Source organism: Kitasatospora sp. MMS16-BH015 (assembly GCF_002943525.1).
Taxonomy (GTDB): Bacteria; Actinomycetota; Actinomycetes; order Streptomycetales; family Streptomycetaceae; genus Kitasatospora.
In genome coordinates, this window is sequence record NZ_CP025394.1 from 3,040,528 (window position 1) to 3,055,036 (window position 14,509).

At 72.1% G+C, this 14,509-nt stretch carries 11 protein-coding genes; 7 read left to right on the top strand and 4 right to left on the bottom strand.

Going from position 1 to position 14,509, the window contains the following annotated elements; genetic code table 11:
* Positions 1–174 precede the first annotated feature (174 nt).
* From CFP65_RS13080 to CFP65_RS13095, 4 genes are all read left to right on the top strand, one after another.
* Complete coding sequence (locus CFP65_RS13080) at positions 175–933, top strand: CoA transferase subunit A (RefSeq protein WP_104816257.1); 759 nt, start codon at positions 175–177, stop codon at positions 931–933.
* A gap of 329 nt (positions 934–1,262) precedes the next feature.
* Positions 1,263–1,994 (top strand): 3-oxoacid CoA-transferase subunit B, encoded by a 732-nt coding sequence (locus CFP65_RS13085; RefSeq protein WP_104816258.1) that lies wholly within the window; start codon positions 1,263–1,265, stop codon positions 1,992–1,994.
* Between the two features lie 720 nt (positions 1,995–2,714).
* Positions 2,715–4,784, top strand: coding sequence for a cellulose synthase catalytic subunit (locus CFP65_RS13090; protein WP_254552375.1), 2,070 nt, complete (start codon positions 2,715–2,717; stop codon positions 4,782–4,784).
* Positions 4,785–4,905: 121 nt separating this feature from the next.
* Positions 4,906–6,873, top strand: coding sequence for a kelch motif-containing protein (locus CFP65_RS13095; protein WP_104816259.1), 1,968 nt, complete (start codon positions 4,906–4,908; stop codon positions 6,871–6,873).
* A gap of 7 nt (positions 6,874–6,880) precedes the next feature.
* On the opposite strand, the gene CFP65_RS13100 is transcribed toward CFP65_RS13095, so the two are convergent.
* The 4 genes from CFP65_RS13100 to CFP65_RS13115 form a co-directional block, all read right to left on the bottom strand.
* The gene (locus CFP65_RS13100) at positions 6,881–8,008 is read right to left on the bottom strand and encodes a glycoside hydrolase family 6 protein (protein ID WP_254552376.1); all 1,128 of its coding nucleotides are present in this window, start codon (positions 8,006–8,008) and stop codon (positions 6,881–6,883) included.
* Between the two features lie 194 nt (positions 8,009–8,202).
* Complete coding sequence (locus CFP65_RS13105; protein ID WP_104816261.1) at positions 8,203–8,916, bottom strand: uracil-DNA glycosylase; 714 nt, start codon at positions 8,914–8,916, stop codon at positions 8,203–8,205.
* Positions 8,917–9,055: 139 nt separating this feature from the next.
* Positions 9,056–10,207, bottom strand: a complete 1,152-nt coding sequence (locus tag CFP65_RS13110; protein WP_104816262.1) for a low temperature requirement protein A — start codon at positions 10,205–10,207, stop codon at positions 9,056–9,058.
* A gap of 208 nt (positions 10,208–10,415) precedes the next feature.
* Positions 10,416–11,195: an HAD-IIA family hydrolase gene (locus CFP65_RS13115; RefSeq protein ID WP_104816263.1), complete on the bottom strand. Its 780-nt coding sequence runs from the start codon at positions 11,193–11,195 to the stop codon at positions 10,416–10,418.
* Between the two features lie 359 nt (positions 11,196–11,554).
* On the opposite strand from CFP65_RS13115, the gene CFP65_RS42080 reads away from it, so the two are divergent.
* From CFP65_RS42080 to CFP65_RS13130, 3 genes are all read left to right on the top strand, one after another.
* Positions 11,555–12,589 (top strand): lytic polysaccharide monooxygenase, encoded by a 1,035-nt coding sequence (locus tag CFP65_RS42080; protein WP_104816264.1) that lies wholly within the window; start codon positions 11,555–11,557, stop codon positions 12,587–12,589.
* A 65-nt stretch (positions 12,590–12,654) separates the two neighbouring features.
* Positions 12,655–13,722 carry a Gfo/Idh/MocA family oxidoreductase gene (locus CFP65_RS13125; RefSeq protein ID WP_104816265.1) on the top strand — a complete coding sequence of 356 codons (1,068 nt, stop codon included), beginning with the start codon at positions 12,655–12,657 and terminating at the stop codon, positions 13,720–13,722.
* A gap of 234 nt (positions 13,723–13,956) precedes the next feature.
* Positions 13,957–14,253, top strand: a complete 297-nt coding sequence (locus tag CFP65_RS13130; protein ID WP_104816266.1) for a DUF6412 domain-containing protein — start codon at positions 13,957–13,959, stop codon at positions 14,251–14,253.
* The last annotated feature ends 256 nt before the right edge of the window (positions 14,254–14,509 follow it).

The following is a 14,509-nucleotide window of genomic DNA, read 5'->3' on the forward strand; positions in this document are numbered from 1 at the left end:
GGCCCGACCCGCGCCGACCCGCGCCGCGCCGCGCTGCGCCGTGCCGTGCCGTGACGCCGATGAACGGCCACGGTCCCTCGCTCTGACCGGCGGGGTCGGCTTCCTCGGCGTCCAGTGCCACGTGCCCGACGCCCGACGCCCGTTCGTTCCCCCACCCCCGATGAGGTGCCTCCCTTGGACAAGGTCATGGACTCGCCCGCCCACGCCGTGGCGGACATCCCCGACGGTGCGACGCTCGCGGTCGGCGGTTTCGGCCTCTGCGGCATCCCCAGCGGGTTGATCTCCGCGCTGGCTTCCGCCGGCACCGACCGGCTGCACGTGGTCTCCAACAACTGCGGCGTCGACGACTGGGGGCTCGGCCTGCTGCTCCGAGCCGGCCGGATCGCCCGGATGACCTCCTCGTACGTCGGCGAGAACAAGGCGTTCGCCCGGCAGTACCTGACCGGGGAGTTGGAGGTCGAGCTCACCCCACAGGGTTCGCTCGCCGAGCGGTTGCGGGCCGGTGGCGCGGGCATCCCGGCGTTCTTCACCCCCGCCGGGGTCGGCACCCAGGTGGAGGAGGGCGGGTTGCCCTGGCGGTACGCGGCGGACGGCACCGTCGCCGTGGCCTCTCCCGCCAAGGAGGTCCGGGAGTTCGGCGGGCGGCGGTACCTCATGGAGGAGGCGATCACCGCCGACTACGCCTTGGTCCGGGCCGCCGTGGCCGATCGGCACGGGAACTGCGTCTTCCACGCCACCGCCCGCAACTTCAACCCGCTCTGCGCGATGGCCGGACGGCTCACCATCGTCGAGGCCGAACGGATCGTGGAGCCCGGCGCCCTCGGTCCGGACGCCGTCCACCTGCCCGGCATCCACGTCGACCGGGTCGTCCCCGCCGATCCGGACGATCGTCGGATCGAGCGCCGCACCGTCCGCCTGAAGGTCGATCTGTAGATCACCCCTGACCGGGCAGACGCGCTGGGGGCTCGGCCGCGCTGGAGGCTGGCCGCTCCGAGACGGCTCGCTGGGAGATCGGTCACCCCGGAAGCCCACCGCACGGCCACGCCTAGGCCCCCGGGCGGACGCCCACCCCGCGCCCGGTTCACGTTCCAGCCCGCCGCACCCTCGTCACCCCGCCCTCGTCGCCACGCCCCCGCCGCCCCGCCCTCGTCACCCCGCGCTCAGTCGCACCACTCAGCACCACGCCACGCCACGCCGCCGAGCCACCCCACTCGGGCTGGCCAGCGGACACCCCGCACCCATCACCCAAGGAGGTCCCACCGATGCCGCCCACCAGCGCCACCAACGCCACCGCCACCAACGCCACCGACACCACCGACCCCGCCGAGCCTGCCACCCCACCAACTCGCCTGCCCAGAAAACCCAGTGAGCTACGTGAGTTGCTCGCGGCGCGGGCCGCGCGCGAGCTCCGTGACGGGGAGTACGTCAACCTCGGGATCGGGCTGCCGACGCTGGTGCCCGGTCATCTGCCGCCGGGCGTCGAGGTCGTGCTGCATTCGGAGAACGGCGTCCTCGGCGTCGGCCCCTACCCGGTCGAGGGTGCCGAGGATGCCGATCTGATCAATGCGGGGAAGGAGACGGTGACGGCCGTCGCCGGGGCGGTGTACTTCGACTCGGCGCAGTCGTTCGGGATGGTCCGGTCCGGGCGGATCGACGTGTCGGTGCTGGGGGCGATGGAGGTCTCGGCCGATGGCGATCTCGCCAACTGGATGATCCCCGGGAAGATGGTCAAGGGGATGGGCGGCGCGATGGATCTGGTGCACGGCGCCGGGCGGCTGGTCGTGGTGATGGAGCACACCACGCGCGAGGGAGCTCCGAAGATCGTGAAGCGGCTCTCGCTTCCGGCCACCGGCAGGCGAGTCGTGGACCGGATCGTCACCGAGCTGGCCGTCATCGACGTCACGCCGGACGGTCTGCGGCTGGTCGAGGTCGCCGAGGGGTACACCACTGCCGACGTACAGGCCCGTACCGAATCGGAGTTGCTCACCGACTGAGGTTCACCCCCCAGCAGCAGGTGATGTCGTTGCAGCGCCACCACTGGCCGGGTCGCCCACCCCTCGGGCGGCCCGGCCGAGCATATTCACGTCAATCGAACTTGCGTCCTTCCAAATATCACTTCTCGGTCGCCCCGAGTGGCAATTCCGCCACATCTTCACTCTCCGGCATTGATCATTTCGCGGATCGGTTGCGATCACCCGGACGCTTCGGGAGAGTTGGTCACCTGGGGATCAGTCAGTCGAACGGTCAACACGCCAAGTGGCAACACAGGATGGGCTGATGGGGCGAAGACTATCGCAGCCATCGGTCACCGGGCGCCCGGGGAATGCCCGGCCGCCCGCGTGACAAGCTGCAACTGAGCGGCAGGCTGCAACGAGCTGCATTGACCGCTAGGAAACGCTGCGGAATTCGAGCGTTTATTCGGCGGTGTTCTGATGTAAGGCGTCGGTACGTCCGGGGGGAGGCCGACGCCGTCGGAGTCGCGCGCATGCGGGGGCATGCGGCAGCAGAAGCACGAGGTCACACCGGTCTCAGGGCAGTCGAGCGGCTCCTCGGCACGCTTCCATCAGGAACCCGGCGCAACCGGACCGCCGGCTCATCGTCGGGACCCACCGACGAACCGGCGGTCCGGTCGGCCGTTCCTCCCCTCGGATTCACGACGTACGCATAGTCGGCTTCGGCCCAAAAGCCGCAGCCCTCGGGGGGATTTCACGATCATGAGCACAACGGACGTATTCGCGGACAGCATTCGCCCTGGCACCGACACCGCCGAGGCCATGGCGACCGTGGCCACCGCCGGCGCCGTCGACACCGTGGACGGCACCACCATGGACGTCGACACCGACACCACGGGCACCACCGCACCCGGCGATGCGAGCAGCCTCACCGGACGCAATGCCAAAGGCACCGTTCCGATTCCACGAATACCCGCACACGGCCCCCGAAAGGGGAACGCGCCGGCGAATACGGACGGCAGTACGACGATTCTCGCGCCGGCGCGGACGGACGCCCAGAGCGCACCGGCCCCCCAGGGCACTCAGCCAGAATCCAGTCCCAGCCCCAGCCGCACCCCCAGCCGCACCCCCAGCCCCGACGGGCGGTACGACTACAGCAGGTTCAGCCGGCTGGCCGGCCCGCTCACCGAGCCGCCCGCCGACCCGGCCGAGTACCGGGTGGCGTACCGGAGTCTGCTGAGCAGCGAGCCGCACCGGCTCCGCGCCGCCCTGCTGATGGCGTTGGCACCGCTGGTCGAGGGCGTGCTGCTGGTCTGGCTGCTCCAGCCGAGCCACTGGCCGGTGCGGCCGGGCGAGACGCATCCCTGGCTGCTGGTGGGTGACAAGGTGATGATCGCCATCATCGCGCTCATCGAGGTGTTCCGGCTGGTCAACGTGGTCTCGAACGCGCACGCCACGCTGGTTGCCCGTGATCCGGTGCCGGTGACCGCCGAGACCGGCACCAGGGTGGCCTTCCTCACCACCTGCGTGCCCGGCAAGGAGCCGCCCGCCATGGTCCGGGCCACCCTCGCCGCCGCGCTCCAGGTGCGGCACGACGGCCCGTACGAGGTCTGGCTGCTGGACGAGGGGGACGACCCCGAAATGCGTTCGATCTGCGCCGAGTTGGGCGTGCGGCACTTCACCCGCCGGGGCCGCGAGGAGTGGAACACACCGCGCGGCGGCTTCCGGGCCAAGACCAAGCACGGCAACTACAACAGCTGGCTGCAGGCCCACGGCACCGACTACGACTACTGGGTCTCGGTGGACACCGACCACGTCCCGCTGCCCGAGTTCTGCGAGCGGATGCTCGGCTACTTCCGCGACCCGGACGTGGCCTTCGTGGTCGGCCCGCAGGTCTACGGCAACTACGCCTCCGCCGGTTCGGCCGTCACCAAGTTCTCCGAGAGCCAGCAGTTCCTCTTCCACGCGCTCATCCAGCGGGCCGGGAACCGTTACGGCGCACCGATGTTCGTCGGCACCAACAACGCCGTCCGGCTCAGCGCGCTCCGGGAGATCGGCGGGCTGCACGACTCGATCACCGAGGACATGGCCACCGGCCTGGAGTTCCACCACCGCCGCAACCCGCGCACCGGCGAGCGGTGGAAGTCGGTCTACACCCCGGACGTGCTGGCCGTCGGCGAGGGACCGTCCTCCTGGACGGACTTCTTCTCGCAGCAACTCCGGTGGAGCCGCGGCACGTACGAGACCCTGCTGACCCAGTACTGGAAGGCCGGCCGGCGGCTCTCCCCCGGCCGGCTGCTCAACTACACGCTGATGATGTGCTTCTACCCGATGGCCGGGCTCACCTGGCTGCTCGGCGGGCTCTCCAGCGTGCTCTACCTGGGCTTCGGGGCCTCCGGCGTGCACGTCTCCTCGCAGATCTGGATGATGCTCTACAGCGACGCCGCCGCCCTCCAGGTGCTGCTCTACACCTGGAACCGCAAGCACAACGTCAGCCCGCACGAGCCGGCCGGCTCCTCCGGGGTGGCCGGGATGGTGATGTCCGCGCTCTGCGGCCCGATCTACGCCGCCTCGCTGCTCCAGGCGCTGCTGCGCCGCAGCAGTCGGTTCGTGGTGACCCCGAAGGGCGACTCGGCCAGCCCGGACCGGCTCTGGACCTTCCGGATCCACCTGTTCTGGGCCGCCGTCTTCGGAGGCGCCCTCGCTGCCTCGTACGTGACCGGCAACGGCCATGTGGCGATGCGGACTTGGGCTTGCATCGCGCTCTTCTTCAGCCTGCTGCCGCTGCTCGTCCGCGCCGTCGACCGCCTGCGCGCCCGCCGGGCCGGCTGAACAGCCCCCGGCCGACCCGAACACCCAGCGAACCCGAAAACCCGAAACCCGAACGTCCGGATGCCCGAACACCCGGACGTCCGGGCCATCTTCCACTGTGCACCGAGGGGGACGAACACCCATGAGGATCAAGCGGTCCAGGCTCGCCGCACCGGGCCGGACCAAGCGCTTCGCGCTCGGCAGCACCGTCGCCCTGGTGGTGGCGAGCATGAACGCCCCGGCCGTGCTCGGCTTCGCCGGCGACCAGTACCACCACTACGTGATCAACCAGCCGGGCTACAAAGCGGAGTTCGGGCACTGGCAGACGCTGGTGCTGCCGACCGCGTTCCGGGTGAACGCGATCCACGCGACGCTGCTGCGGACCGGCAAGATCCTGATCATCGCGGGTTCGGGCAACGACCAGAGCAGCTTCGACGCGGGCACCTTCAAGAGCCTGCTCTTCGACCCGGTGCGCAACAGCTACAAGTTGGTGCCGACCCCGAAGGACATGTTCTGCGGCGGGCACACTTCGCTGCCGGACGGCCGGGTGCTGGTGGCCGGCGGGACGCTGCGCTACGAGCAGTTGGACGGCGCGGTGAAGAAGGCCGCGGGCACCATGCGGGTGCGCAACGAGAACCCGGACGGCCCGCGGACCTTCCCCAAGGGCACCACCTTCACGGCCCCCGACGGACGGGCGTACGTCTCCACCGCCGAGGTGACCGTGCCGGCCGCCACCAAGACGGTCACCCCGGCGAGCAGGCCGGGCGGCCCGGGCAAGGTCACCGTGACCGCCGGCGAGCAGCACGTCTTCGTGGAGGCGGCGGCCGAGGGCAAGAGCTATGTGAACGACCAGCCCGCCCAGTACGCGATCAAGGGACTGACCGGAGTCGACGCCGACAACCTCTACGGCATGGCCGACCGGATGTCGCTGGACAAGCAGGACTTCCAAGGCATCCGCAGCGCCTACGAGTTCAACCCGGACACCGAGACCTACGAGCAGGTGCCGGACATGGCCTACGCCCGGTGGTACCCGACCCTCACCGGGCTCGGCAACGGCGACGTGGTGACGGTCTCCGGGCTCGACGACACCGGGCAGATCCTCTCCGGCAACGACAACGAGGTCTACCACCCGGCCACCAAGACCTGGTCGAAGGCGCCGGACCGCTACTTCCCCACCTACCCCTCGCTCTTCCTCACCGCCGCCGGCAAGCTCTTCTACTCCGGTTCCAACGCCGGTTACGGACCGGCCGACAGGGGTCGCACCCCTGGCCTGTGGGACCTGCGGGACAACAGCTTCCAGGCCGTCCAAGGGCTGCGCGACGGTGACCGGTTGGAGACCTCCTCCTCCGTGCTGCTGCCGCCGGCGCAGGCGCAGAAGGTGATGGTGCTCGGCGGTGGCGGGGTGGGCGAGTCGCCGCTCTCCACGGCCCGGACGGCGGTGGCCGACCTCTCGGTGGCGCAGCCGAAGTTCACGGCCGGGCCGGACCTGCCGGCCGGCGGCACCCGCTACCTCAACAGCGTGATCCTCCCGGACGACACCGTGTTCACCACCGGCGGCTCAAGTGACTACCGGGGCAAGCACCGTAGCGATCTGCTGAAGGCGCAGACCTATCACCCGGACAGCAACAGCTTCACCGTGGCCGCGGCGCCGACGGTCGGCCGGGACTACCACTCCGAGGCGCTGCTGCTGCCCGACGGACGGGTGGTGGTGCTCGGCTCCAACCCGCTCTTCGCCGACAAGGCCGACACCGAGCCGGCCTCCTTCGAGCAGCGGATCGAGATCTACTCGCCCGCCTACCTCTACCACGGCACCCGGCCCGAACTCACCGCCGCTCCAGGCGCGGTGCAGCTCGGCAACGCCGTCACGGTGGCCACCCCGGACTCCGCCGCGATCGCCACCGCCAAGCTGATCCGCCCGAGTTCGGTCACCCACGCGACCGACGTGGAGCAGCGCTCGGTGGCCCTGCCGATCACCGCCCGCACCGACGGCGGCCTCACCTTCACCGTGCCCGGCAACCCGAACCTGGTGCCGCCGGGCTGGTACATGCTCTTCCTGACCGACCACAACGGCACTCCCTCGAAGGCCAGTTGGGTGCAGGTGAAGCCCTGAGCGGGGCTCAGTGAGAGCCGGCGAGTCCGAGGGCGTACGGGAGCCAGAAGCTGCCGGCCGGGGGTTCGCCCCGGCCGCAGTCACCGTCGGACTCGCCGGGGTTCTTGATCCAGAGGTAGGCGTCCACCCCGGCCCGGCCGGTGGCCGTGGTGGGCGGCTCACCGAGCGCGCGGCCGGGCGGGTTGCACCAATCCTTGTCGCTCAGAGGGCCGTTGCCGTTGCGGCTGGTGTCGATCACGAAGTGCTTGCCGCCCAGGACCGCCGAGAGTTCGGATCCGAAGGCCGAACTCTGGTCTGTGGTGTAGAAGTTGGAGACGTTGACGGCGAAGCCGTCGGCCTGGTCGACGCCGGAGCGGCGCAGCGCCTCGGCCAGCTGGCCCGGGTCCTTGACCCAGCCCGCGTTGCCCGCGTCCAGGTAGACCCTGGCCTTGGGATGCTGCTTCAACTGCCGTACCGCGTAAGCGAGGAGGTCGTACCGCTCGGCCGCCTCCGCCGCCGGTACAGCGCAGCTGTCCAGGGTGTGCGCGACGGCGTCCGGCTCCAGCACGATCCAGGCGGCGCGGTCGGCCAGGGCGGCCGAGAGGTCGTCGATCCAGGCCCGGTAGGCGGTGGCGGTGGCGGCGCCGCCGGCCGAGAACTGCCCGCAGTCGCGGTGGGGTATGTCGTAGGCGACCAGCAGGGCGGTGCGGCCGGCCGCCTCAGCGCGGATGGTGAGGTCCTCGACCTTGGCCCGGGCGTCCGCTCCGGCCAGCCAGAGGGCCGAGGGCTGGTGGGCGATCCGACCGAGGGCCGCCAGCCGAGCGCGGTCGGAAGCCTGCCCCGGAGCCTGGCCTGCGGCCTGATCCGAGGCCTGATTCGAAGCCCGCCCCGGGGCCTGGCCAGGGGTCGGCACACCGGCCGGGGCGCTGACCGGGGTATCGGCCGGTGCACCGGCCGTGAGCGCGGCCAACTCCTTTGCGGCGGAGCTCTGGTCGTCCACGTAGAAGGTCTGCCCGGCGGGTTGGGCGAGACCGGCTCCGACCGCCGGGCCGGACGGTCTCGGCACGGCTGCCGGGGCTGCCGTGCAGCCCGCCGCCGCACCAGCCGTCAGCGCGGCCGCCCCGGCCGCCATCACGCCCCGCCACCACCGACGCACGGAATCGCCTTCCCCAGGGCCCCGCCCGGACCCCGTGCCTGGAGCCCTACGGACGGAGCCCCACTCCAGGAGCACCGAGCCCGGCGCCGAGCGGAAGCATCGGCACCGCACCACGGAACACCACCGTCACGGTCGGCACTCAGCTTCGCACACTGGGTGCCGACCGCGTCCGGAGATCGGCGGGGTGGTGGGGCTCAGCCCTGCGGGAGGGCCGGGATCCGCCAGTCGATCGGCTCGCCGCCGAAGCCCTCCAGGGCCGCGTTGATCTGCGAGAACGGGCGGCTGCCGAAGAAGAGCCGGGCGGAGAGCGGCGAGGGGTGCGCGCCCTCGACCACCACGTGGCGGGTGGTGTCGATCAGCGGGAGCTTCTTCTTGGCGTAGTTGCCCCAGAGCACGAAGACACACGGCTCCTCGCGGTCGCTGACCGCCTTGATCACCGCGTCGGTGAACTTCTCCCAGCCCTTGCCCTTGTGCGAATTCGCCTCGTGGGCACGGACGGTGAGCACCGCGTTGAGCAGCAGCACGCCCTGCTCGGCCCAGTGCATCAGGTAGCCGTGGTCGGGGGCCGGCACGCCGAGGTCCGCGTCCAGCTCCTTGAAGATGTTCCGCAGCGAGGGCGGGATCTTGATCCCGGGCTGGACGGAGAAGCTCATGCCGTGCGCCTGGTTGTCGTCGTGGTACGGGTCCTGCCCGAGGACGAGGACGCGGACGCCCTGGTACGGGGTGGCCGCGAGCGCGGCGAACTCCTGGCCGCTCGGCGGGAAGACCTGGTGCTCGGCCCGCTGCTCGGCGACGAACTCCGCGAGCTTCGCAAAGTACGGCTTCTCCAACTCGCCCGCCAGCGCCGCCCGCCAGGACTCGGGCACCTCGAACTCCGTACCCACGGTCACCTCTGCCAGCTCCGTCACGACCCCACTGCCTTCCCGTACATCGCTCTCCGCCCCCGACTTCACTCCGAACGCTACACAGCGCCACCGACACAACGAGAATCCGGCGGGACGGACCGCCGGCCCAGGACGCCGGCGGCCTCAGAGCAGCCCGGCGGCCTCAGAGCAGTTCGGTGGCCTCGGCCGCCTCGTCCAGGTGCCGGGCCCGGCTCACCCGGCGGTACTCGACCAGGTTGAGCACCCCGAGCACCACGGCCAGCACCACCAGCGCCCCCAGGGCCGGCAGCCGGACCATGGCCGGCACCAGGCCGATCACCACTCCGGCCGCCACCAGCCGGGTCGGCGAGACCATCCGGAACATCATCCAGCGGGTGTAGCTGAAGGCCGTCAGGTAGAGCACGCAGCCGCCGTAGAGCAGCCCGAGCGGCCCGGCGGCCAGCGATTCGCCCGGGTCGGCCACCGTCTCGCCGAAGCCGACCGCCACCGCGATCACCCCGGCGATCAGCGCGAAGTGGCCGTAGCTGAACACCCGGCGGATCACGTCCCGACGGGAGGCGGAGGTGGCCACGGCGTACCGCATCGCGTCCGCCGCGTAGTTGAAGTAGAGCCACCAGAGCTCGCAGGTGATCACGAACGCCGTTGCCACCGAGACGAGTTCGGCCGCCGTGAGGTGCTCGGCGGCGGCCACCGGGGCGCCGATGCCGACGATGGACTCGCCGAGCGCGATCAGCAGGAAGCAGCCGAACCGCTCGGGCAGGTGGGCCGGGTGGTAGGTGACCTTGGCGAGCCGGCGGCGGAAGACCACCGGCGCGGAGAGGTCGCAGAGCGCGGCCACCGTCCAGAGCGCCGTCCGGGCCCAGCCGTCGAGCAGCCCGCCGTCCAGCAGGCCGCCCGCGAGCAGGAGCGGCCCGCTGACGAACGCGCCCACCCCGTACGGCCCGATCCAGGCCTTCCGGGTGCGCTGCGGCCCGGTGGTGATCAGCAGGAGCAGCACCAGTCGGGCGTACCAGTACGCGGCGCCGAGCAGCACCCCGCGCGGGCCGTCTGCCCCGGGCACGGCCAGCGCCATGAAGAGGCCGCCGAGCCCCACCGCGAAGATGCCCAGCCTGTCCCGGGTGTTGTCCACCTGGCGGACGTTGGCCTGCACCGTGGTGCCCACCCAGCACCAGTACACCGGTACGAACACCACGGCGGCCCGGGCGAGTTCGGCCCAGCCGTGCCGGTGGTGCAGCAGCGCGGAGACCTGCGTGACGGCGAAGACGAAGACCAGGTCGAAGTACAGCTCCGCCCAGGTGACCCGCTTCTCCTCCACCGCACCGCCCGCCTCGGGCCCAGCAGTTGACGATGCGGACGTGCCAGTCGAGTCCACCGAACGGATCCCCCCGTGAAGCCGTACAGAGAAAGCGGGCAGAGAAAGCGCGCAGAGAATGCATGCAGAGAAGACGTGCAGAGAAAAGCGGCCCCCGGCCGCACGTGCGGCCGGGGGCAGGAGCGTTGCAGCGAGACTAGACCAACCGGGGTCAGACCAGCTCGATCAGGTCGGCCACGGAGGTGACCACCCGGGTCGGCCGGTACGGGAACCGCTCCACGTCGCCGGCGGCGGTGAGGCCGGTGAGCACCAGGATGGTCTCCATGCCGGCCTCCATGCCCGCGACGATGTCGGTGTCCATCCGGTCACCGATCATCACAGCGGTCTCCGAGTGCGCCCCGGCAGTGTTGAGCGCCTCGCGCATCATCAGCGGGTTGGGCTTGCCGACGAAGTACGGCTCCACGCCGGTCGCCTTGGTGATCAGCGCGGCGACCGAACCGGTGGCCGGCAGCACGCCCTCGGTGGACGGGCCGGTCTCGTCCGGGTTGGTGCAGATGAACCGGGCCCCCGCGTTGATCAGGCGGATCGCCTTGGTCAGCGCCTCGAAGCTGTAGGTGCGGGTCTCGCCGAGCACCACATAGTCGGGGTTGTTGTCGGTCAGCACGTACCCGGCCTGGTAGAGCGCGGTGGTCAGACCGGCCTCACCGATCACGTACGCGGTGCCGCCGGGGCGCTGGCCCTTGAGGAACTTGGCCGTCGCCAGCGCCGAGGTCCAGATGCACTCCTCCGGCACCTCCAGGCCCATCCCGGCCAGGCGGGCGCTCAGGTCGCGCGGGGTGTAGATCGAGTTGTTGGTGAGCACCAGGAACGGCTTGCCGGACTCGCGCAGGCGCGCGATGAACTCCTTCGCGCCGGGGATCGGGGTGCCCTCGTGGATGAGGACACCGTCCATGTCGGTCAGCCAGGACTCGATGGGCTTGCGGTCTGCCACGTGCGTGTCTCCCGAAGTCGTGCGGTGGCCGTACGGCGTGCGGTGGCCGTACGGGATTTGCTCTCGCCCCACCGCCGGACACGCCGGTCGGCCGGGGTACTGCCGGCTGCCCCAACACCCTCAGCCTAATCCGCACGCCTGCCCGACGGCAGCACCGCCCGCCCACCGGACACGCCCCGCCGCACCCCGCCGCGAGCCCGGCCGATGCCCACCCGGGGCCGGACCCGCATCCTCAACGGCTCCTTAAATCGCCCCTAGTCAGAGCTGATTTCACGTCAACTCACCTACCCCACACGGCTAGCGTCCCTCTCAGGCCGCCCCCGAAGGCCCACCCTCGAAGCCGTACCAGGAGCCCCGACATGCGCCGTCCCGTCACCGCCCTCGCCGTCCTGCTCGCCGCGACCGCCGCCGTCACCGCCTCGGGCAGCGGCGCCGCATACGCCCACGGCTCGATGCAGAACCCCCTCAGCCGGCTGGAGGGCTGCTACCTGGAGGGCCCGGAGCACCCCGTCACGGCCGCCTGCCAGGCCGCCGTGGCGGCCGGCGGGACGGCGCCGTTCTACGACTGGATGAGCCTGCGGATCGGCGACGCGGCCGGGCGCCACCGCGAGCTGATCCCGGACGGGCAGCTCTGCAGCGCCGGCCAGGCCGCCTACCGCGGGCTCGACCTCCCGCGCGCCGACTGGCCCGCCACCAACCTGCCGGCCGGCGCCGACTACACCTTCCGCTTCCGGGCCACCGCCCCGCACCGCGGCACCTTCCAGCTCTACCTCACCAACGCCCACTACTCCCCCACCAAGCCGCTGACCTGGGCCGATCTGGACGCCGCCCCCTTCCTGACGGTCACCGACCCCCAGCTGAGCGAGGGTCAGTACCTGCTCCCCGGCCGCCTCCCGGCCGGCCGGACCGGCCGTCAGCTGCTCTACGCGATCTGGCAGCGCTCCGACAGCCCCGAGGCGTTCTACTCCTGCTCCGACGTGGTCTTCGACGGCTCCGGCAGCACCGGCGGCACGGCTCCCGTCCCCAGCACCCCGCCCACCATGAACCACTCCCACCCGGCCACCACCCCGAGCCCGGCGCAGCCCGCAGCGCAGCCCCCGGCGCAGTCCCCGGCGCAGCAGGCCACCCCTTCCCACGCCGCCCTGGCCAACGCGAGCCTCCCGGGCAGCACCACCACACCGAGCCGCACGCCCGCGCCCAAGCCCGCCACCGCCCCGGACGGCACCCCCGTCGCCGCCAGCCTGGCCCAGACCGGCACCGGCCGGGCCACCATCCTGGTCAGCGCCGTCGGCACCGCCTTCGTGCTGGCCGGGGCCGCCACCGCCTTTCTCCAGCGCCGCCGCCACGCGGCCGGTGCGCACGCCCGCCGCACCGGCGGCGCCCACGCCCGCTGACGGCTCCCCGCGACGCCCGCGCCCACCGACCGCGCCGGCGGGCGGCCGCGTGATTGAGTGGGGCCATGAGCACCGAGCCCCGCACCCCGTTCCGCGTCGGACTGATCGGCTACGGCCTGGCCGGGTCCGCCTTCCATGCCCCGCTGATCGCCGCCACCCCCGGGCTGCGGCTGGACGCGGTGGTCACCGCCAACCCCGACCGCCGCGCCCAGCTGCACCAGGAGCACCCGGACGCCCGCCCGCTGGACACCCCCGGCGACCTCTTCGACCAGGCCGACCGGCTCGACCTGGTGGTGGTCGCCTCCCCGAACCGCACCCACCTCCCGCTGGCCCGGGCCGCGCTGGAGGCCGGCCTGGCCGTGGTGGTGGACAAGCCGCTGGCCGGCACCGCCGCCGAGGCCGCCGAGCTCTGCGCGCTCGCCGAGCGCACCGGCACCCTGCTGTCGGTCTTCCAGAACCGCCGCTGGGACGGCGACTTCCTCACCGCCCGCCGCCTGATCACCGAGGGCGCGCTCGGGCGGGTGCACCGGTTCGAGTCCCGGTTCGAGCGCTTCCGGCCGAAGCCCAAGGCCGGCTGGCGCGAGCTGGCCGACCCGGCCGAGGTGGGCGGCACGCTCTACGACCTCGGCAGCCACCTGGTCGACCAGGCGCTCGCCCTGTTCGGCCCGGTCGACTCGGTCTACGCCGAGATCGACGTCCGACGGGACGGCGCGGTGGTGGACGACGACGCCTTCCTCGCGCTCACCCACGCCTCGGGCGTCCGCTCGCACCTGTGGACCAGCGCGCTCGCCCCGCTCGGCGGCCCGCGCCTGCGGGTGCTCGGCGACGCCGCCGGCTACGTGAAGTTCGGCATGGACCCGCAGGAGTCCGACCTGCGCAGCGGCCGCCGCCCCGGCGACGGACTGCCCTGGGGCGCCGACGACCAGGCCGCGTACGGCACCCTCGGCACCGACGAGGCCGCCACCCGGCTGACCACCGACCCCGGCGACTACCCCGCCTACTACGCCGGCATCGCCCACTCACTGCTCACCCGCACCCCGCCGCCGGTCGACCCGCGGGACGCCGTGGCCACCCTCGCCGTGCTCGAGGCGGCCCGCGGCTCGGCCGCCACCGGCACGGTGGTGCGACTCTGACCCCGGCCGAGTCCGGCCCGCTCGGATCGGCCCCGGCCGGATCGGCCCCGGTCGGATCCGGGCAGCTCGGATCCGGGCAGCTCGGAATCTGACGGAGCCCGTCCCGGTTGCGGCACTCAGGGGAAAGTCAGGGTGTCGCAACCGAGGGACGTGCGCCTACGATGCGGACGTGGCCGTGAGTTCGGTCCCGTCAGTCGTCAGCCGTCCACCGTCAGCCGGAGAGGAGCAGCCCTCGTGTTCGTGGTCGTCGCCGCGCTGCTCGGGCTGTTCCGGGTGCTGACGGGTGAGCTCGTGGTGAGCCCCGCCGGGCTGACGATGGTGGCTGCGGCCGCGGCGCTGGTGCTGGTCGCCGGGGTCGCCGCCGCCACGTTGGCCACGGCGCGGGTGCTCGGGGCCCGGGCGCCCGCCTTCGTGCGGAGCGGGACACTCCGCCGCCACGCCTTCCGCACGGCCTTCCTGCCGCAGCGCGACCCGGACGCCCGGGGCCGCCGGCGCCCCAGGGCACCCGGCGCCGCCCCGGCGGCCGCGTAACCCGCAGGTCGAGCCCCCGGTCACCGGAGTGACGGTCACCGGCCCCACGGTCGGCGACCCAGGTCACTCTGACCTCCCACGCACGTGTTCGCGCTCACATCCCCGCATTGTTCGCGCTCACGTTCCACCCGTGTTCACGCTCACACTTCGCCCCATGTGCGCGCTCACATCCGCGTGACCAGCTCGCATTCCTGCCCCACCCCGGCCGCCCTCCGACGCCGTGCGACCCACTCGTCTCCCGAGACCCCCGGAGGGC

Coding starts and splice junctions, on each gene's coding strand:
- CFP65_RS13090 (WP_254552375.1), top strand. CDS start 2,715: ATGAGCACAACGGACGTATTCGCGGACAGCATTCGCCCTGGCACCGAC.
- CFP65_RS13085 (WP_104816258.1), top strand. CDS start 1,263: ATGCCGCCCACCAGCGCCACCAACGCCACCGCCACCAACGCCACCGAC.
- CFP65_RS42080 (WP_104816264.1), top strand. CDS start 11,555: ATGCGCCGTCCCGTCACCGCCCTCGCCGTCCTGCTCGCCGCGACCGCC.
- CFP65_RS13125 (WP_104816265.1), top strand. CDS start 12,655: ATGAGCACCGAGCCCCGCACCCCGTTCCGCGTCGGACTGATCGGCTAC.
- CFP65_RS13095 (WP_104816259.1), top strand. CDS start 4,906: ATGAGGATCAAGCGGTCCAGGCTCGCCGCACCGGGCCGGACCAAGCGC.